General features: G+C 28.7%; 17 protein-coding genes and 2 pseudogenes. 4 read left to right on the plus strand and 15 right to left on the minus strand.

What is annotated here, in order from left to right; translation table 11 throughout:
- Nucleotides 1–201: 201 nt before the first annotated feature.
- Complete coding sequence (locus FMM58_RS08445) at nt 202–1,416, plus strand: putative transporter (RefSeq protein ID WP_150152078.1); 1,215 nt, start codon at nt 202–204, stop codon at nt 1,414–1,416.
- A gap of 22 nt (nt 1,417–1,438) precedes the next feature.
- On the opposite strand, the gene FMM58_RS08450 is transcribed toward FMM58_RS08445, so the two are convergent.
- The 4 genes from FMM58_RS08450 to purB are packed head-to-tail and all read right to left on the minus strand — an operon-like array spanning nt 1,439 to nt 6,713.
- Nucleotides 1,439–3,808 (minus strand): ribonucleoside-diphosphate reductase subunit alpha, encoded by a 2,370-nt coding sequence (locus tag FMM58_RS08450; protein ID WP_150141679.1) that lies wholly within the window; start codon nt 3,806–3,808, stop codon nt 1,439–1,441.
- 9 nt (nt 3,809–3,817) lie between these two features.
- Nucleotides 3,818–3,940 (minus strand): hypothetical protein, encoded by a 123-nt coding sequence (locus FMM58_RS09225; RefSeq protein ID WP_263312625.1) that lies wholly within the window; start codon nt 3,938–3,940, stop codon nt 3,818–3,820.
- Nucleotides 3,933–5,324: an Eco57I restriction-modification methylase domain-containing protein gene (locus tag FMM58_RS08455; RefSeq protein ID WP_150141680.1), complete on the minus strand. Its 1,392-nt coding sequence runs from the start codon at nt 5,322–5,324 to the stop codon at nt 3,933–3,935. Before FMM58_RS08455 ends, FMM58_RS09225 begins: the two co-directional genes overlap by 8 nt.
- A gap of 60 nt (nt 5,325–5,384) precedes the next feature.
- The gene (gene purB / locus FMM58_RS08460) at nt 5,385–6,713 is read right to left on the minus strand and encodes an adenylosuccinate lyase (RefSeq protein ID WP_150141681.1); all 1,329 of its coding nucleotides are present in this window, start codon (nt 6,711–6,713) and stop codon (nt 5,385–5,387) included.
- A gap of 79 nt (nt 6,714–6,792) precedes the next feature.
- Between purB and FMM58_RS08465 the strand changes: the two genes are divergently transcribed.
- Nucleotides 6,793–7,725, plus strand: coding sequence for an RluA family pseudouridine synthase (locus FMM58_RS08465; RefSeq protein WP_150141682.1), 933 nt, complete (start codon nt 6,793–6,795; stop codon nt 7,723–7,725).
- Here FMM58_RS08465 and FMM58_RS08470 read toward each other — a convergent pair.
- The 4 genes and pseudogenes from FMM58_RS08470 to FMM58_RS09390 form a co-directional block, all read right to left on the minus strand.
- Entirely contained in the window at nt 7,717–7,923 is a 207-nt protein-coding gene (locus FMM58_RS08470) for a hypothetical protein (protein ID WP_150141683.1), read from the minus strand. The genes FMM58_RS08465 and FMM58_RS08470 overlap by 9 nt on opposite strands.
- A gap of 12 nt (nt 7,924–7,935) precedes the next feature.
- Nucleotides 7,936–8,136 (minus strand): hypothetical protein, encoded by a 201-nt coding sequence (locus FMM58_RS08475; protein ID WP_150141684.1) that lies wholly within the window; start codon nt 8,134–8,136, stop codon nt 7,936–7,938.
- Between the two features lie 95 nt (nt 8,137–8,231).
- Nucleotides 8,232–10,110, minus strand: a pseudogene (locus tag FMM58_RS08480) (site-specific DNA-methyltransferase).
- Nucleotides 10,100–12,977 (minus strand): annotated as a pseudogene (locus tag FMM58_RS09390) (DEAD/DEAH box helicase family protein). The pseudogenes FMM58_RS08480 and FMM58_RS09390 overlap by 11 nt, the downstream one beginning before the upstream one ends.
- Before the next feature lie 192 nt (nt 12,978–13,169).
- Here FMM58_RS09390 and FMM58_RS08490 point away from each other — a divergent pair.
- Nucleotides 13,170–13,529: a Rid family detoxifying hydrolase gene (locus FMM58_RS08490; RefSeq protein ID WP_150141685.1), complete on the plus strand. Its 360-nt coding sequence runs from the start codon at nt 13,170–13,172 to the stop codon at nt 13,527–13,529.
- Between the two features lie 76 nt (nt 13,530–13,605).
- Here FMM58_RS08490 and FMM58_RS08495 read toward each other — a convergent pair whose 3' ends face one another.
- The 7 genes from FMM58_RS08495 to FMM58_RS08525 are packed head-to-tail and all read right to left on the minus strand — an operon-like array spanning nt 13,606 to nt 19,975.
- A complete protein-coding gene (locus FMM58_RS08495; protein ID WP_150141686.1) occupies nt 13,606–14,121 on the minus strand; it encodes a type II secretion system protein in 516 nt (171 codons plus the stop codon).
- Nucleotides 14,122–14,129: 8 nt separating this feature from the next.
- A complete protein-coding gene (gene tsaD / locus FMM58_RS08500) occupies nt 14,130–15,137 on the minus strand; it encodes a tRNA (adenosine(37)-N6)-threonylcarbamoyltransferase complex transferase subunit TsaD (protein WP_150141687.1) in 1,008 nt (335 codons plus the stop codon).
- Nucleotides 15,134–16,528 (minus strand): M99 family carboxypeptidase catalytic domain-containing protein, encoded by a 1,395-nt coding sequence (locus FMM58_RS08505; protein ID WP_150141688.1) that lies wholly within the window; start codon nt 16,526–16,528, stop codon nt 15,134–15,136. The genes tsaD and FMM58_RS08505 overlap by 4 nt, the downstream gene beginning before the upstream one ends.
- A gap of 5 nt (nt 16,529–16,533) precedes the next feature.
- The gene (gene dxr / locus FMM58_RS08510) at nt 16,534–17,607 is read right to left on the minus strand and encodes a 1-deoxy-D-xylulose-5-phosphate reductoisomerase (RefSeq protein WP_150141689.1); all 1,074 of its coding nucleotides are present in this window, start codon (nt 17,605–17,607) and stop codon (nt 16,534–16,536) included.
- Entirely contained in the window at nt 17,604–18,329 is a 726-nt protein-coding gene (locus FMM58_RS08515) for a phosphatidate cytidylyltransferase (protein ID WP_150141690.1), read from the minus strand. The genes dxr and FMM58_RS08515 overlap by 4 nt, the downstream gene beginning before the upstream one ends.
- A gap of 9 nt (nt 18,330–18,338) precedes the next feature.
- Nucleotides 18,339–18,665 (minus strand): hypothetical protein, encoded by a 327-nt coding sequence (locus FMM58_RS08520; RefSeq protein WP_150141691.1) that lies wholly within the window; start codon nt 18,663–18,665, stop codon nt 18,339–18,341.
- A 2-nt stretch (nt 18,666–18,667) separates the two neighbouring features.
- Nucleotides 18,668–19,975, minus strand: coding sequence for an NFACT RNA binding domain-containing protein (locus tag FMM58_RS08525; RefSeq protein ID WP_150141692.1), 1,308 nt, complete (start codon nt 19,973–19,975; stop codon nt 18,668–18,670).
- Nucleotides 19,976–20,151: 176 nt separating this feature from the next.
- Between FMM58_RS08525 and FMM58_RS08530 the strand changes: the two genes are divergently transcribed.
- Nucleotides 20,152–20,976, plus strand: an 825-nt coding sequence (locus FMM58_RS08530) for a cache domain-containing protein (RefSeq protein WP_190317978.1), incomplete at its 3' end; no start/stop codon positions are given.

Genomic DNA, 20,976 nt, shown 5'->3' on the forward strand with positions numbered 1-20,976 from the left:
TTGTTTTGAAAACAGCAATTTTCAAACTTTTTTATTTAAGTAGGACAATAAAATTTAAAAAATTTACCCTACTCTTTTAAAGATAGTTTGCAAAATTTTAGGCTTAAATCTAAGCCTAAAAAGCGATAATTTCTATATCGATTTTTGTATTTACTCCTTTAAGCTAGAATTTGCCTTTTAAATTAATTTTCAAGGTGTATAATGTTTGCTTCTTTTTTTGTATCTAAAAAATGGGCCATATGGGCGTATGCTGGGCTTTTTTTACTTTTATTATTTTTATATTTACAAACCAGTTTAAATGTTGCGATTAATGAGTGGTACAAGGATTTTTACAATGTTTTACAAAGTCCTCAAATTACAAATTTAAATGACAACAACAACACTCAACTTTCTTCAAGCGAAAACTCATTTAAAGAAAAAGAAGAGTATATAAAAAACGCAAATGAAATAGCTAAAGAAAATATAGAAAAAGCAAATTTTTTAAATAAATCTTCGCTGTATTATTATCAATTTCTAATTTCTAGTTTTTTTGAGACTCGTAGTATAGGAGTTAAAACGCATTATTCTATACAAGATTTTTATGCCCTAATAGGCGTTTTTTTGTGTATTGCCATTCCCTATGTGATAATTGCTACTATAAATATATATTTTGCTAGTGTTTATGCATTTAAATGGCGAGAGGCTATGACCTTTTCTTATCTTAGATTTTGGAAACAAAAGGACGATAATATAGAAGGTAGTTCTCAAAGAATGCAAGAAGATACTTATAATTTTTCTAAAATCGTTGAGAGATTAGGGCTTTCTTTCATTAGGGCGCTTATGACCTTGGTTGCTTTTATACCCATTCTTTGGGTGTTAAGTTCTCAAGTTAGCCAGGCCTTATTTAGGAATTTAGACCCTGATTCTGCTTTTTATTTTATAAAAAATATAGACGGCTTGTTAGTTTATGTAGCCTTGCTTATATCTATCGGTGGACTTGTTATATCGTGGTTTGTAGGTATTAAACTACCAGGGCTTGAATATAACAATCAAAAGGCTGAGGCTGCTTTTCGTAAAGAATTAGTTTATGCAGAAGATGACCGCAAAAAATACGCAAACAAAGAAACTATAGTAGAACTTTTCACAGGGCTTAAATTTAATTATAAAAGATTGTTTTTGCATTATGGATATTTTAATATTTGGTTGATTTTATTTGAACAAATGATAGTTATAGTGCCTTTTTTAGTAATGGCCCCAAGCTTATTTGCAGGGATTATAGGGCTTGGAATTGTTATGCAAATTAATAACGCCTTTGACCAGGTTAGAAGTTCATTTAGTGTTTTTATCACAAATTGGACTACTATAACAGAACTTAGAAGTATTTATAAGAGGTTAAAAGAATTTCAAGCAAATATCGAGTATAGAAAGGTAAAATAAAATTTGTATATAAAGACAAATTTTATTGACAACCCTCGCATTCAACAGCCCTATCTACCACATTTACCTTTTCACTATCAGGACTTTCGCTTCTTAAATAATAAGTAGATTTTACGCCTAACTCCCACGCAAGTTGATAAATTTCATTTAAATAACCACCACTTGCCTTATCAAGCGATAAAAAGATATTTAAACTTTGGCCCTGGTCTATCCATTTTCCACGCACTGCAGCAGCTTTTACTAGTAATCTTTGGTCTATTTCATAAGCAGGGATGTAGTATTGCCAAGTATCAAGATTTAAATTTGGCACCACAACAGGAATCATTCCACTTAAATTATGCTCAAACCACTTTCTTTTATAAACTGGCTCTATAGTTTGAGTAGTACCTACTAAGATAGAAATAGACGAGGTCGGGGCAATTGCCATTAAATAGCCATTTCTAAGCTTATCTTCCTTAACCTTTGCTTTTAATTTTTCCCAATCGCAAATATTTTGATTAAACAAGCTATCCCTAAAGGTTAATTTTTTTGCCGCGTCACTTGCCACGTCCATAGGAAAAACACCCTTACTCCAATTTGAGCCTTCAAAATCAGGATAAGCACCCTTTTCAACAGCTAAATCAGAACTTGCTAAAATGGTTTCATAGCTTATAAGCTCCATTATCTCATCAATCTTATAAAAATGTTCTTCACTACCCCAATGTATATTATTTTGTGCTAACATTTGGGCCTCGCCCATTACACCAAGGCCTATAGAGCGAGATTTTAAATTTGTATTTTTTACCTTTATGTGAGGGTAAAAATTTAAATCAATCACATTATCAAGCATTCTAACAGCAATAGGTACTACTCTGCGAATATCTTCTTTTGTATTAATCTTACTTAAATTTATACTTGCAAGATTACAAACTGCGGTCTTTCCATCGTTTTTAAATTTTTCAACTATATAAACTTTTTTACCATTTATGCTATCAAGAGTGCTAATTTTTTTAGCTATTTTTTTATAGCCTCCATCTATGATAACTTCTTGCATTTCATCAAAATGCACCTCTTCTTTATCTTCAAAAATTACCTTAATTTGATAATAATTTGGTTCAGTATTTTGAAAAATTTCAGTGCATAAATTTGAACTTCTTATAACGCCTACATGGGAATTTGGGTTGGCTTTATTGGCATTATCTTTAAAGCATAAAAAAGGCATTCCACTTTCAAAATAATTAAGTAAAATTTTCTTCCAAAGTTCTTTAGCATCTACAATGTCTTTTGTTATCTTTTCATTTTTTTCATATTCTTCGTATCTTTTTTCAAACTCTTCCCCATATAAATTGCATAAATCAGGCGTATCGGCTGGGTCAAATAGAGTCCATTTATCATTTTTTCTAACCCTTTTCATAAATAAATCATTTACCCAAAGTGCAGGGAAAAGCTCGTGCGTTCTTCTTCTTTCTTCGCCTGAGTTTTTACGCAAATCTATAAAATCGCTTATATCCATGTGCCAAGTTTCTATATAAACAGCAATGGCTCCTTTTCTAGTACCAAGTTGGTCAACTGCTACTGCTATATCATTTGTAATCTTTAAAAATGGTATGATGCCTCCAGCTGCGTTTTTGTGTCCATCTATACTTCCACCCATAGCACGAACCTGAGACCAATCCCAGCCAATTCCTCCTCCAAATTTAGAAAGCAGGGCCATTTCTTGATAACTATCAAAAATCCCTTCAATATTATCAGACGTACTTCCTATGTAACAAGATGAAAGCTGGTGGCGAGTTGTTCTTGCATTTGAGAGAGTAGGTGTAGCAAGCATTACTTCAAAAGAAGATATTAAATCATAGAATTTTTTTGCCCATTCTTGACAATTAAACTCATTTTGAGCTAAAAACATAGCAATAGCCATAAACATTTGTTGAGGTAGTTCAATAGGCATAGCATTGCTATCCTTAATCAAATACCTATCATATAGGGTTTTAATGCCAAGATAGGTAAATTGTAAATCCCTTTGGGGCTTTAAATAATCATTTAAATCATCTAAATCGTATTTTTCTTTTAAGCCTAGTAAAATTCTACCTGCCTTTTCACCCTTTTCAAAATAATCACGCAAATGATTATAGCGATTCATTCCATTTACTTTTTTATAAAGGTCATATAAAAATAATCTAGCGGCCACAAAGGTCCAATTAGGACAATCAATATCTATTTTTTCAACGGCCGTTTTTATAAGTGTTTTTTGAATTTCTTCTGTTGAAATTCCATCTCTAAATTGAATTTTTGCATCTAGTTCTAACTCGCTTAAACTCACCCCATCAAGCCCTGCTACCGCGTCGCTAGTGCATTTTTTAATCTTAGAAACATCAAGTTCTTCTGTACGTCCGTTTCTCTTAATTACTTTCATCTTTTATCCTTACATTTTTAACGAGATTAATTTACGACAAATTTTATCTAAAAATAACTCAAGGTTATTTAATAAAAAGTCTAAATTAATATCATTGCTTAAATTTTCATAGCTTAAAAAAATCTTATTCATTAAAATTATCCAAATAGTAATTTAAAAATTTACTTAAATCCTTCGAAGAAAAGGTAAAATACCCACCATTTTTTGGCTTATTTATAGTGCGTACATAGCTTATAAAATCATCGCTTTTTATAATTTTTGCAATCTTTATAAAGGGTTCTTTGCTTAAAATATAAAGCCCTGAATACACGCCAAAGCTACTTGGGGCTTTTTGTAATTTAATGGAATTTATATCCTTAATAATGGCATTAATAGCAATTTTATTCTTATAAACATCCCTTATACCCTGACTTCGCCCAAAGGCCCACCAAACATTATCTTTACTTGCCTTATCAAGTTTAGCTTTATTTGATTTTAGATATTTTTGAGTAGCTAAATTTAGCTTAGAAAAATCAATTAATTTTCCCTTTTTATCATAAGGAAAAATGCATTTTTTTATTTCACCAGTAGAACTTTTAATAATAGAAATCTGGTTAAAATCAAAATCAAATTTATCGGCGATAAAAACACTATCATTAAGGGTTGCAAAGGCATTTTTAACAAGGGCTTTTTCTGTGTTTTCATATTTTAAGACATTGCTAAATTTGTTTGAATTTAAGATAATTTTATTATCAAAAAATAGATTTTTATATGAGATATTTTTTTGAAATTCCACCTTTCTTTCATTAAATTTATAATATTTAATATCTTTAAATTTTACATCTTTTACTATCTTGCAAATTGCTGTATAAGTGATTGCATTAAATGGCATAAAATGACCTAAATCACATATCTTTTCACAACTTTGCGTTTTTTGTAAAAATTTTCTAAACTCACTCCCTGCAAGGCTTGTAAAAAAGGAATTTGGACTGATATAACAAAGCGTTCCTCCACTTTTTAGCATATTAAGCCCAAGTTCATAAAAAACGATAAAAATATCACTCATTCCACTTTTTGCAAAGCTAAATTTTTTTACCTTTTCGTATTGATTATTTAGGTTATGTACCCTAATGTAAGGAGGATTTCCTACCACAAAATCTATTTTTTGATTAAATTTATCACAAGTTAAGGTATTATCTAAGATTAAATTAAAATTAATATCTTTTAAGCTAAATTTATTTGTAATTTTATTTAAATTTTTATAGCAATTTTGTAAATTTGTTTTATCAATCTCAATACCAAAAATATTATTTTCAAGCTCATTTTTAAGGCAAGTTAAATCACTTGATTGTTTTAAAAATTCTTTTATATATCTTTTTACAATCTCACATAAAAAAGCTCCATTGCCACAAGAATTATCAATAATTTTTTTATTTAAAATATCTTTTCCAAGATATCCAGCCAAATTTAAAATTTCTTTTACTAAAAAATTTGGTGTAAAAATTTGTCCTAAATTTTTTTTATAAGCTAAATTCATTTTTATATCAACCTAGTACTTTTTTATTTTTATTAAAAGAATTAAAATTTAAGATTAATCTCATTTAAACACTCTATCAAAAATTTTATCAATATTTTTTGTATAGTAAGTATAATCAAAACAAGTTCTTATATCATCTTCGCTTAAATTTTGTCTTAGCTGCGTATCTTGCAATAAAGCTTGTAAAAATAGACTTTCTCCCTTTTCATTTAAGGCATTTTTGCCATTTTGTAAATCTTGCCATACCTTCATAGCGTTTCTTTGCACTATTTTATAGGCATCTTCTCTACTTATATTTTTTAAAGGAAGTTCTAAAAGCACCCTTTGAGAAAAAACCAAGCCCCCTGTTAAATTTAAATTTTTCATCATATTTTTTGGATAAATTAAAAGCTTGTCTATTAAATTTGTAAGTCGAACTAGCATAAAATCAGCCGTTATAAAGCTATCAGGCAAGATAAATCTTTCCACACTTGAATGGCTAATATCTCTTTCATGCCACAAGGCTACATTTTCAAGGGCAGGGGTGACAAAAGAACGAAGTATTCTACAAAGTCCTGTTATATTTTCGCTTAATACAGGATTTCTTTTATGAGGCATAGCCGAACTTCCCTTTTGACCACTTGAAAAATACTCCTCGGCTTCATAAACTTCGGTGCGTTGAAAATGTCTAATATTTACTGCTATTTGTTCGCAACTTGCAGCTAGTATTGCTATAGCACTAATTACTTGTGCGTATCTATCCCTTTGTATAACTTGATTTGAAATAGGGGCTGGTTTTAAGTCTAAAAGTTTGCAAACTTCTTCTTCAAATTCAATTGGGGCATGTGCGAAATTTCCCATTGCCCCACTGATTTTGCCATAATTAATGGTATTTTTAGCATTTATTAAAAGTTCTTTTGCGTTTTTTATCTCATCATACCAAATTCCAAGCACAAGACCGAAACTTATAGGCTCTCCGTGAATTCCATGACTTCTTCCAACCATAAGAGTATCTTTATGCTCAAATGCCCTTTTTTTAATGACTTCCAAAAGTTTTTCTATATCATCTAATAATAAATTTAAGCTATCTTTAATCTGCAAAGCAACGGCTGTATCAATACAATCAGAACTTGTCATTGCATAGTGTATAAAGCGACTTTCTTCTCCTAAACTTTCACTTACGCTTGTTAAAAATGCTATAACATCGTGTTTCGTAACCTTTTCTATTTCATCAATTCTCTTAATATCAAAACTAGCATTTTTTAAAATTTTATCTAAATCATCATTATTTATAAGTCCAAGTTTATTCCAGGCACGAACAGCGGCTAATTCTACCTTTAACCAAGCATCATATTTTGCTTGTAAACCCCATTTTTTAGCCATTTCTTCTCTGCTGTATCTTTGAACCATTATTGAAACCTTTTTAAAGTATAATTTTTTAAAAAAAAAGAAATTAATTGTAACAAATTTTTTTTAAAAAGAGTTAAAAATGCCTTATACAAAAATTAAACTAGCATCTGTTTCAAATAATGGCAAAAAGGCATTTTCTTTGCTTATGAATGAGCTTAATATTCCTATACATAAGGCACAAAGTATTATTGATAAAAAACGTTTATTTTGTAATGATAAATTAGTTATAAAAAAGAATGAACTTTTAAAAGGCGAGATAGAATTAATCGTTTATAAGAGTGAGCCAAGGGGTGTTGAGCTTTGCTTTGAAAATGAAGATTTTGCCGTGCTTGAAAAATTAAGCGGGGTTTTATCTCACCCAAATGGCAGGAATTGTACTTATAGTTTAAGCGATGAAATTTACACACTTTGGGGGCAAAAAGCAGGAATTACTCATAGGCTTGATAGGGAAACCAGTGGTTTAATCATAGTTGCAAAAAATGAAAATATACAAAAAATATTTAAGGCTAAATTTCAAAATGGCGAAATTTATAAAGAATACGAGGCCCTAGTTTATGGTAAAACTCCATTAAAATTTAGTTCAAATAAGCCACTTGCTTTAAGTAAAAATTATGATGATATAAAAACTAGAATGTGCATTGATAAAAATGGTAAAAAGGCATTTAGTGAGTTTGAATTACTTCAATATTTTAAGGATTTTAATATAAGTCTTATAAAATGCCTACCCCATACGGGCAGGCAACATCAATTAAGGCTTCATTTGTTTGATTTAGGATATAAAATTTTAGGGGAGTGTTTATATGGGCTTTGTAAAAAGGATATTGAAAGAATTTTAGATAAAAAAATAAATGATTTAGAAAGAATAAATTTAACCGGTGCTACAAGGCTTTGTTTGCATGCAAGTGTTTTAAAATTTGATTATAAGGGTAGAAATTTTTATATAAAATCTAAAAAAAGTATAAAAAATGAGCTTTTAAATTTAAACAAATTTAAAAGTAATTTTTTAGGCTAATATATTTACCTTGTTTTCTTCTTGATTTTCTTTAACTATATTTACTTGAATGCTTGTAGTATCGTTATTTGCTTGCCCTTGAATTCTTTGCATATTTTTTTCGCTATGTTTTAAGGACTTCATAGCCGATTCTACTTGATTTTGTAACATTGACATATCATAACATTTCATACCATTTGATAAAGTATTTCCTTGCATTTTTTCTCTCCTTTAATAACGAACACAACGCCATCTGCCATTACTTAATTTTTTAATAGCCTTGCAACCTGCTTGTTGTAAAATTTGATTTTTAGAACTTCTACTTGTTATTAGATTTTCTTCCTCTTCATATCCACAAAACGAAGTATTATACGCAAAAGCACTTGTTGAAAATATACAAAGCAAGATAGCTAAACTAATATTTCTCTTCATTTTTTCTCATCGTAAAAATATATTAACCATATCGGTTAGTTTTAACTATGCTAAACTAAATTTTATATTAATATCTTACTTTTTTATTTAAATTTTTAATACACCACTTTTAATCTCTTTTTTAAACTAGAATCTAAATTTAAAAATATTTCTAAGTTTATTTTTTCATAGCCACTTATAAAAACTTCTTTGCTATTTTGGTCTTTAAGACAGTTCAGTACTCCTTTGTCACATTGTGCTATATAAAGTGAATTTTCTCATTCATATAATTTATTAGCTATGATTTTTGTAAGCTTTTTGTCAAGTGTTTTGCCCGAGTTTAACATAAGATTTATTGCCTTATCTTGTGGGCTAAGCTCGCTTGGTGTTTGTAGTTTAAGAGTGTTTTCATCACTTATTAACCTTGGCTTGTCACACAAACTATAAACACAAAAGCCTGTGTCTATCTAAGATTTTGTGCCTTTAACCTTTCTCCAGCCCTTTTTACTCGTTCTATGGTTATATCACTTATTACAGGTTTTTTGCTTAAAAGTTCATTTTTACAAAACTCATAAGCTACCTTGCTTTTATTTTCATTGATTTTTTCATCAAGCTGTACTAAGATAAATTTACGATTGCCATTGTCTTCGCTATTTAGCTACATAAGTGCATGAGCTGTTGTACCACTTCCTGCAAAAAAATCTAGGATAATATCGCCACTAGAATCTGTGCTAGATTCTATGCTATACTCTCTCCATTGCGATATTATTTGAGATTGTGGAGACTTTAGTAAATATTTTATAAGTTCAATTGGTTTTGGATTATTAAATATATTTTCATTGCCCATAATATTTCCTAGTTCAGTTGTTCCATCAGAATTCCAAATGCCACTGATTATAGAATACATTAAGCTTGTATTTTCTGTATTATGTTTACAAATTAGATTAACATTATCATTGTAAGGTTGTAGAAAATATTCACCATTTTTTAATTTTTCATTTATTTCATTAAATTTATTTTGACCAATCAAATTTTCTTTTAAGAAAATATCTAATTCTTCAAACATTAAATTTCTATGGTTTAAAATTTTATTTGGGTATTTAGCAAATATTTTTTTTAATTTTTCATTATTTGTATATTTGCCGTGAATTTTACGCAAAAAATCATTATTAGTATTTGATTTTTCTTTAAATTTATAAAATCCTTTAATATTTGATTTATTTTTAGCATAAATTAAAATATATTCATGTCCTTCATAAAAGTATTTAGCTTGTCCGCCACCTGATTTTTTTTGCCAAACGAAACTAGATACGAAATTTTCTTCCCCAAAAATCTCATCATATAGAATTTTTAAATTCGCTTGTTCGTTATCATCAATTGATATAAATAACTCCATCATTTCTAAGTAAATCCCTAGCAAGTTTAAGACGAGGTAACATAAAGCTAAGCCATGCACTATGGCTTCTACTACTTGTAATGTTTTTGAAAAATTTGAGATTCTCACTTTCTAACTCTTGTCCATTTTCATTTATTTCTAGTAGTCCTATCTCTTTTAAAATTTCTTTATAATCTTCTCTAAAATCATTAGGATAGATAAAATTATCATTTTTTGTATTATAAGGAGGGTCTATGTAAATCATCTTAATTTTTTCATAATATGCTGATTTTAAAAGCTTTAAAACATCAAGATTATCACCACGAATGATTGCATTTTGTGTAGTGTTTTTATTTATACTTTGGGCAGGTTCTAGTTTTAATTCTTTCGTACATGGAGTATTATAAAGTGTGTTTGCAAGTGCCTTACCTGTAAAAGTTAGTTCATACCCTTGCATATTTGCTATATTATCATTTAATCCTAAAAGCGTGGCTATTGCCTTTAAATTTTGGTGTATTTTCACTTATGCTTTGAGGAAAATGTTCTTTTAAATATGCAAAAAGTTCGTTTTTAACTTCTATATTTATATTTAATTCTTGTGCCTTTTGTTTATCTATCATTGTTTGCTCCTTGTAAATTGTTTAAAAGTTCAAATAAAGTTTGTTTATTAATTCTTGTTTCATAATACTTTTATATGTTTAGTAGCCTCGTTTTGCTTTAAATTATCTTGCAGGGCCTTAAAAAATTTCCTCGCATAATCTATCTTTTCTTGTTCTACTTGTGGAATATCCCTTTGTTTCGCAAATAAAAAATATCTTTTCATTGCTATTATTTAGCTTTATAAGATAAGCAAAATCCGGTTCATAAGATTTGCTTGGTGAAATTTTAATTCTAAATTTTGGAAGTTTAGCAAAAACTTGTATTGTTTTATCTGTAAAACTTGTATTTTCTAATATCACTTCTTTTTCAATTTCAGAATCAAAAAGAATTTTAGAAAACAAATAATTTTCGCTTGGTTCTTCATCAATTGCGTATTTTGCCCCAAATTTTTCCTTAGCTATACTTGGTCTTGATTGCCAGATTTATCATAAATAAATCATCATTTGAGAAAGTATGTTCGCCAAATTCGTAACTAACCACGCTCACTAAATATCTATGGATAATATCTTCATAAATTTTTTTTAAAGATTCAAAGGCTGTTTTAGGAGAATTATAAAACTTGTCTTTATCAAGCTTATTAAACATTTCTAGCACAAAATGAAGTGGAATTTTGTTTTTATCTGCAAAATCTAAAAGATTTGTTTGTATAGTTTTATCAAGGCTTGTTGTATAATCTTTATGACTAATTTCTATTTTTTCTTTTTTAATTTGATTAGTGGCAAAGTCAATTTGTGATTTTTCAAAATAAATATATTCTTTTGTGATATTTTCTTTATTAAATTCTGCAATTATTGTATCAAGCAATGATTTTTCATTGATATTTTTATAAACAATTTTTGCACTTTTATTGATATTTTTCCAAAGTTCTTTAAATTCTCTTGTTAAATTTTGGCGAATTTGTACTATTTCTTGATTTTTATTTGCATTGATAACTTGTTCGTGTTTGTTTGGTGATTCTTTAAATCTATTTACAAAATTATTAAACTTATCGCCTAAAAGTTCTTTGACTTTCTCGCTTTGAATGATAGTTTGAAAATTTGGTTGTTTTGTGTAGTTATCATTTATTTTTTCATATTCTATAGCCTTATTATCTTCTAAATAATTAATAAGTTTATTTGTTTGTTGTTCGCTTAATCCTAAATTTTTTAATATCTTACTATTTAAATATTCTACTTCAAAGCTGAAATCTTTAATTTCTTGCTGTAAGCCTTCTATAAATTGCCTTTCTTTACTACTTACGACAATATCTAGGCGATTTATATCATAAAATTTATTAGAATCTTCATTTAAAAAATTATGCGTGATTCTTTGACCATCCGAATTAACACAAAGCCTAAGCCCACGTCCTACTTGCTGATGACGACTTGTATCTGTGCTAGAATTAGCAAGTTTAACAAGGGTAAAGATATTTGGATTATCCCAGCCTTCTTGCAGTGCCCAAACGCTAAAAATAAATCTTAAAGGCGTATCAAAAGATAAAAGTCTTTCTTTATCTTTTAAAATCAAAATAATATCATCGGCTAATTTATCTTCTTGGGTCTTGCCTTTGCTATGAGAATCACCACTAAAATAGCCTTGATGCACTCTTAGTTCTCCACTATCATCAAAGTCTTTTTGCAAAAATGCCTTATATTCTTGCAAAATGTCTTGCTTTAAAATTTCTTGTTGTTTTTTGCTTATAAAGTCTTTCAAATTTTTTTTAATAAAAGCAGACTCACCACGAAAATCATTTATATTTGGGATAAAAAATAAGCTTAAAGCCTTAATATTTTGAGAAAATAAAATTTGTTCTTTTTTTAAAATGCAATTCAATAGCCTTTTTTAAAAGATTTGAAATTTCTTCATTGCTTAGCTTATAGTTATTTTTGGTTTCTAAGGTAGTTTTATCACTTAAATATACTTTGCTTTTTGCTAAATTTTCTAGTGTGATATTATGAAATTTAGAATCTATACTACCTAAACTCTCGCCCTTTTTTATTTTAGTAAATTTTTCAATTCCACTAAGAAAATATGAGAATTTTGCTTTTTTATTTTTACTATCAGTACAAAGCAATCTTAAATTTTCATTTGATTCTACCAAAGTATGTACTTGAATTTGTTTTACTAAGTACTCATTAAAAGCAAGTATAGAATCTAAACGATACGCCATATTGCTTAACACATAATCTTTATCTTTTGGAAAAGTAGCACCAAAACGAAAATAAAGCGAATTTAGCTTTTTAAAATTTTGACTAAATTTATCCCCTATAAGTAAATGTGGCTCGTCTATAATGGCTATTGGTTTTAAATCTATGATATTTTCAAAAATGCTTTTTGTATTAAATAAATTTTCACTTTTTCTATTTAAAATATTATCTTTTTTATATATAGCACTATTGGTTAAAATTAGCACAGATAATTCATCTTGATTTTTTATAATGATTAATTATGCTACTTTGAGATTTAGAATCTGTGTAATAATAGGTTTTAAGATAGCTTTTGTACTCATTATAAAATATGATTTAGTAAGATTTATATTTTGTTTTACAGATTCTAAAATAGCCCGCCTTGGAACAAAGATAATAAATTTATTTTGCTTATAGATTTTGTGTAATTCAAAAATAAGATTAAGATAAGTAAAGGTCTTACCCGTGCCGGTTTCCATTACAATATCTATATTTAAATTCTTACTTATTGTTTTAATAGCAAGTTCATTTTTACTTTGATAAAAAGCTTTTAAGCATTCTTGTAAATTTGTTATATTATGGTTTTTAAAATCAAAGCCACTTAAAAGTGAAATGATATTATTAATACAATCTTGCTGGTATTGTTGCTTTTCAAAAATCATTAAATATCCTCAAATTTAATATTTTCTAAGTAAATTTTGTATTTTATCAAAAACTAAATAAAAAAAGTTATAAGGCAAAACTAGGTCGTAAAATTTAATTTTTAAATCTTAGTTAAATTTAGTCTTAATATTTAATAAAAATTAATTTTCAAAGGTTAAAATCATTTTTAAATTTAAAATAAAGGAAAAAATATGAATTATCCAAAGGCTATTGGAGCTTATAGTGTTTATAGAAAGGCAAATGGCTTTTTATTTGCATCGGGTCAAATTCCATTAAATCCTGCAACAAATACCATTGAAACAAGTGATATCAAGGGTCAAACCAAACAAGTTTTAGAAAATATCAAAGGCATTTTAGATGAAAATAACTTAGGCTTTGAAGATATCATTAAGACAACTTGCTTTTTAGCTGATATTGCCGATTTTAAAGACTTTAACGAGGTGTATTCTAGCTTTTTTAACGCCCCGTACCCAGCCCGTTCTGCTGTGGCTGTTAAAGACCTACCAAAAAATGCAAAAATTGAGATCGAAATTATCGCTTTTAAGGCTTAGATTTAAGCCTTAAATTTTTTATTGTAAAAAGAGTAGGGTAAAGCCCAAAATGCAAATAAATCACTAAAAATTTCACTCAATTCATCGAACCTAAAATTACATATGTGCGACTTGATAAGGCTTTAAAATTTTCATTTTTGCTAAGCAAAACGCAGGTTTTACTTTTTGAAGTACTAGTAAAATCTGCATTTTCTAAATTTTGTATATCGCCTCCATTTGCTACGGCTTCTATGGCTGATTTTACCGAAGAATTACTTGAAATTCCCATTAAAACAAAATCGCTTTTTTCCACAAAAACTAAGCTTATACACTTTTCATCATCGCCAACCTTAAAGCCAACATCGCTATAAGCTAGGCTTAAATCCACATTTTCCACCCCACTAACATTACTCATAGTACTAATTTTTGCTAGTGAGTCATTTTTTAAGGCATAAACATTTATATCATTTATAAGCGTTTTAAGATTATTTAAAGCCTTGCTAAGTTCGGCCTCATCTTTACTTGAGTCAAATTTTGGTAAGGCAATGGTAGCTAAAACGCCTAAGATTATAATCACAAAAATAAGTTCTAAAACCGTAAAAGCCCTTTTCATAATCTCTCCTAAATATGCGTAAAATTGGTATTTTTAGGGTGTAAAATGTTTTGATTTATGGGTGTAAAATTTTTCTTTTCATACTCATCAATGCCATTTCTTGCAATCATCAAAGCATTATCGGCACAATATTTTAAGGGTGCAAGTTTTAAAGCACAATTATATTTTTTACATAAAATTTCAAGTCTAGTTCTTAAATTTAAATTCGCACTTGCTCCACCAACTACGCCAAAAATTTTAAAATTTTCTTTTTTAAAAATCATTTCTAATTTATCTAAGATATGCTCACACGCTGCATTTTCAAAGCCATAAGCTATCTCACTTTTTATATTTTCATCTAAATTTTCATAACTTAAAATTTTAAGTCTTACTTGATTTTTAAGCCCTGAAAAGCTGTAATAACACTCCTTGCTATGCTTTAAGGGCACAGAAAAACTTATATTTTTATACCTTGCCTTTTTTGCTAAATTTTCAATGACAACCCCGCCTGGATAGCCTAAATTCATCATCTTAGCTACCTTATCAAAACTTTCACCAAAGCTATCATCGCTAGTTTTTGCTAAAATTATAAGCTTGCCATTTTTATCAAGCTTTAAAACCATGGTGTGACCACCACTTACAAGCAAAATTCCCATATTAAAACAAAGTTTTTCATTTAAAAATAAAGAATAAATATGCCCTTTTAAGTGATTAATAGCAATTAGGGGGATTTTTAAGCTAAGCGCTAAAACCTTTGCCATAGAAATTCCACTTAATAAACTTACACTAAGACCTGGTTCATTTGTAACTGCTATGGCACAAAGGTCCTTAAAATAGTCCTTGCATTCTTCTAAAATTTTAGGTAAAGCAAAGCTGTGAAGCCTTGCGGCAAGTTCAGGTACCACTCCTCCAAATTTAAAATGTTCTTTTTCTTGGGATATTTTTTTATAAAAAAGGCAATCAAAATTGTCCTTATTAATGATAGCTATAGAACTATCATCACAAGAACTTTCAATGCCTAAGATTAAATTTTTCATTCAAATTCCACGAGTATAGAACCTAAGAATTTATCCTTTTTTCCAGCCTTTTGTATCAAAGACATATCAATAGGCTTTGTATTTTTAATAAATTTGCTACCACTTTCATATTCTAGTAGTTGAGGTAGCTTTGCAGACCTTAATTCATAAAATTCAACCCTATAAATTTTACCTGCCTTGTCAAGTGAGTATTGAGTTTGCATTTTTGATTTATTTATAATTATATTGCTTTCATCGCCATAATAATTAAAGCCTATAACATTTACTCGCACACCTTGAATTTTAGGTATAAGAAAATTTTCCTTAACCCTTACCTTAGTAGCAAAAGGTACATTCATCTCAAGTCCATCAAGCTTAATATCCACGCCATCAAAGGCATAAGAAAATTCTAAATATTCAGGGTAAATATGGGCTTGAAAATTATTGCCATATTGTATGTAAAAAGCATTATCCTTAGCTACAACGGCGATAAGTTCGTTATTTGTATCATAGGTTAAATCGCTATTTATAGGGAAAGGAACGAATTTAATAATAGGTCTTGGTTGCCTTAAATAAAGTAAGGTTCTACCATCAAATAATTTTACCTCCACCTCTCTTTCAATGGCCTCTTTAACACCTTGGGGGCTTAAATCAAAATCGCGTGTAAATTCAATACCTGCTGTTTTTAGATAATTTTCAACGGCTATTAAATGATAATACGCCCTAACATGAACTGGCAAATTCTTACTTGCCTCGTTTGCAAAGGCTGCTTTATTATTTGATATAACATAGTAAGTTAAGGCTTTTAGCATTTCAGTATCATTTACTTCATCTGTTTTTGTATTTTTAAGATAATAAGCATGTTTTGGGTCAATCAAAGAAGCATTTACTTTTTTAACCGTTTGTTGGGCTATTTTTTCAAGGTCATGATACTTACTAGCGTTTATTTCCTTAGTATCAATAACGCTTGAGTTTCCCCATCTGTTTGGATTTTTCATAGCATCAATATAATTTGGTCTATAAAATCCCCAGCCATCGTGCAAATTTATAACCATGCCAACTTCTGGTAGATTGATTAATTCTTTAATGCGAGTAACGGTTTTATAATCAGGGTCCTTTGGACTAATATTTGCAAATTTTCGGTTTAAATCCCCGTTTGTGCCACGACTTCTTTTAATAATGCTATCAAAAGCTAAATTTGGTGCTACTATAATCTCACCCTTTGTAATGGTATAATCGCTTAACAATAAACTTGCAGCATGAAAGCCACCAGGTTCATCTCCTTGAATTCCACCAAAGATAAGAACCGTGTTATTATCATCTAAATTCTTACCATTAATGCCCACCGTAAAATCAAGTTGCTCAGCACCTAAAAGTAGAGTAAATGAAAAAAATATTATCAAATATCTCATATTTTTTAACCCTTTCTCACAAATTCTCTCACCTTCAAATCGCACTCAAAAATTTCTTCTATATTATCTAGTTTTGGCGTTTGAAAATGGTCTAAACTTAAAAATATTTTTTTTGCAATATCGATAAATTTAATATGTCCTTTTAAGAATTCACTAACAGCTATTTCATTAGCAGCATTGATTATAACGCCTAAATTTGGTTCTTTTAAAAGCCTATTTTTTAGGCTAAAAATAGGATATTTTTTAAGATTAATTTTATGAAATTTTATACTTGCTAGATTGCTAAAATCAACAGCTTTTATTATTTGTCTGCTATGCCTAGAAAAAATGGCTTGTGCTATGCTAAGTTGCATATTTGGTCTTGAAAAATAAGCAGAAGTACCCCCATCATAAAATTCACACATAGCATGAACTATGGAATTTGGTTCTATTAAGGCATCAATATTTTTAAAGCGATATAAATGATAAGCTTCTATTATCTCAAAAAGCTTATTTGCCATTGTCGCACTATCTATTGTAATCTTTGAACCCATTTTCCAATTAGGGTGCTTTAAGGCTTCCTTTGTATTTAAATTTTTTAAAGAATTTTGATTAAGTTTAAAGGTAGCCCCACCACTTGCAGTAATATAAAGCTTTTTAATATGTTCTTTTTTATCAAGCAAAATTTTTAAGGCACAATGTTCGCTATCTATAGGATTAATCTTTGCCTTGTGTAAGAATTTGCCACCAACTACTAAGCTTTCTTTATTTGCAAGGGCTATAGTTTTATTAAGCTCGCTAGCCTTTAAAGTGCTTTTAAGTCCAGCAAAGCCAACAATAGCATTTAAAAAAAGCTCATCCTCGCACTCACTTAAAATTTTTTCTAAGCCCTTTTGACCCGAAAAAACATGCTTATGATTGATTAAGCTTTTATCTTTTTTATTTTTAATACAAACAAAATCAGGCTTAAAAAGTTCGATTTGTTTATTTAAAAGTCTTATATTTTCCCCACATGCCAAGGCACTTATTTTTAATTTTGCTCTTTTGGCAAGTTTTAAAGCATTTATCCCAATGCTACCTGTGCTTCCAAAAACTATCATGCAAAGGCAACCACTACAAATGAAGCTATAATTATGGCATCAATTCTGTCTAAAATGCCACCATGTCCAGGTATTAACTCGCTACTATCTTTAATGTCAGCAACCCTTTTAAAATAACTTTCAATCAAATCGCCAATCACAGCAAAAACAGCAACTAAAAAGGATAAAATCAAGCTTTTAAAAAAACTAAATTCATAAAGCCCTACTAGCATTCCTATAAAGGTAGCTACTAAAATTCCACCTATAACGCCTTCCATAGTTTTTTTAGGGCTAGTCTTTGAAAAAGGCGTATTTCCTATCATTTTGCCTATAAAGTAAGCACCACTATCACAGCAAATAACACTTAATATAAGCCAAAATACAACAAAAATTCCATTATCTAAATATACTTGCCAAAGTGCTAAAATAGGAATAACAGGATATAGATAAATAAGGGCAGGTTTTAAAGAATCAGCCTTTATAAAGGCTAGATAACCAAGCATTAAAATAAAGGCTAAAATTCCACAAAGCAAGGCTTCTTCAAAAAAGGTACCAATTAAAAAGGCTATGGCTACTAGGATAATGTTAGAATCAAGATTAAAAAGCTTTTTTGATTCGTTAAAAGCAAAATATAATAAAAGTGCTATGATGACAAAATTTAAGATAAAACTATTAATCAACATAACAAGCACAAAAGCTGCAAACATAACCAAACCCCAAACTATCCTAGTGCTATCAAACATTTTTATCCTTTAAATACTTATATCAAGGCGATGAGAATTTTCTTTATCCTTATACTCTTCCACCTCTTCTTCTTCGGCTTTCATCTTAGCTTCTTTTTCTTCTTTTTCCCTACGTTTCTTTTCCTCTTCTTCTTGTTTTTCTTTAATCTCTTCTTTTAACTCTTGGCTTTCATTAACCTTTTCAAGTTTATCGACAACCTTTTCTTTTTCGTTAAATTCGTTTAGATTCATAACGGAAGCAAAGCCTTCTTTGGCGATTTCATTACTTAGTTGAGTGGCGGGCATGGTCATATTTTGATTGACTAAATTCATACTTCCAATGGGACTTAGAGCCATTTTCACTCCTTTATAATATTGATACTTTTGAAATTTGTGTAATTTACAAAGGCCTTTTGCCTAATCTTTACAAAATTTCTGCTTGTATAATCGACCAAATAAGTACCGGGCTTTAAATTAGAAAAATTTACACAAATCTTTGCCGTAAATTGTACCACTTCTTCACTAATTTTTTGCTTATTTGTGTATAAAATCGCATGAGAACTAGAAAAATTCTTTACATGAAACCACAAATCATCCTTTTTAGCACTTTTTAATAAAAGCTCATTCCCATTTTCATTTTTCCCAACACCTATTTTATAATCATTAAAATAAAAATACGCAATATCGCCTTCTTTTTTTTCTTGCTTAGTCCTTTGGCTTGTTTTTTTAGGTAGTAAAATTTCAAGTTCAAAAAGACTTACTGCCTTGCTTAAAAGCTCTTTTAAATTTTCATAAAATTTTAATTTATCGTTTAAATTTTGCCTTTGTATATTAATGTTTTTAGCCCTTTGCTTTGCCTTTTTAGCCTCTTTGTAAAATAAATTTGCACTTTCTTTAGGACTATATTCAAGTTTAAAATTTATTATGTTTTCTTCAAAGTCAAGCAAAGAAAATTCCCTTTCATAATCTTTTAGCTTGCTTAAATTTGCAAATAATATATCAGCCTTCTTACTTAAATTTAGTGCCCTTTCTAAACATTCATTTTCACTTTGCAAGGAAGTTAAATTTTCTTTTAGGGCATTGATTTTTTTATTAATTTGCAAAATTTTATTTTCTTTTGTGTTTTGCATTTTTTTATTATTAATTGCTTTAAATTTATTTTGAAAATATTCTTTGAAATTTGTAATTTCTATATTTTTATTATCCATTTTAAATGGTTTTAAGGATTCTAATTTTAAGCCAGGTTTTATTACCCTATAACTTTTATCAATGTGGCGAAGTGCTTCTATTATAATATTTTTTGTATCAGTTATAATCACATTTGTATTTTTACCTGTAAATTCAAAATAAATAAGGCTTTCATAGTGTTTATAAGCCCTTTGTGCATTTAGTTTAAAAACAAGGACTCTATTATTTGGCAGAAGTGAAATTTTACTAATATTTGTAGAATTTAGGTATTTTTTAAGCATAAAATCAAAGGGTGCGTTATAATCTTTCTTGCTTAACTTTGCTTGGTAAATAGCACTTTCATTTCTATTTAAATCAAAAATGAAAGGTTCCTTATCAAAACTTAGTTCAAAAACATTATCATCAATTCTTTTAATAAAATCAATTTTTTTATATTTTGTAAAAAAATCTTTTATCAGTAAAAGTTCCATATATTTCATTTTGAAATTATAAAACAAATAATATTTAAAAAGCCTTTTTTTAAAGTATTTAAGTTTTGTAAAATTTTATCATAATTACATAAAAAATACTATTTAAAATTTTAATTATTATTTATTAAGTTTTGTATTATTTTAAAAGTTATATTATTTGCGAAATTTTCACAAAAAGGAACAAAATGTTTTCAAGTTTAAAAACAAAAATTTCAGCACTAGGCCTTAGTTTTCTATTGGTTATTATCATAAGTTTTTCCATTTTTTACACTAACAATGAAAGAAGTATAGATTTAATTACGCAGGAAAATTATAATATCCTTAAAGAACAAACCGAAGATAGGGTTAAGGACTTAACTATGTCCATGGCAGATGCTTTAGGTAATCTTGTAAAAAATGCTAAAAGCAATGAAGAAAAAATCGCCATAATAGCAGATGCCATAGAAACTTTTCGTTTTGAAAATGATAAAAGTGGTTATTTTTACTCCTATCAAAGAACGATAAATGTCGCACACCCTGTTAGAAAGGACCTTTTAGGTAAGGATTTAAAAGATGCAAAGGATGCTGATGGGGTAGCTTATGTAAGTGATTTATACAAGGCTGCAAAAATGGGGGGGGGCTTTGTAAATTTTAATTTTACTAAACCTCAAAAGGATGGAAGTAATATAATAGCCTTAAAAAACTCATACGCTCAAATGATACCAAATACCGATGATATATGGATTTCAACTGCTATTTATATAGATACCTTAGGTCAAAAAGCAGATACCCTAATACAACCTATTGAAAATAATATGAAAAGTAGATTTATAACCTCTATTGTAGTAGCCTTTATTTGTGTACTTATAATAATGGTTTTTGTATGGATTTTTCAAAAAAAGTTAATTTTATCTATACATATTCTTCAAAACAACGCTAGTGTCTTTTTTGATTATCTAAATAACAAAACAAATAAAAGTCAAATTCTACCACCTGCAACAAGGGATGAATTAGGAGAAATTGCACACGCC

Source organism: Campylobacter sp. LR291e, assembly GCF_008633915.1.
GTDB lineage: Bacteria > Campylobacterota > Campylobacteria > Campylobacterales > Campylobacteraceae > Campylobacter_D.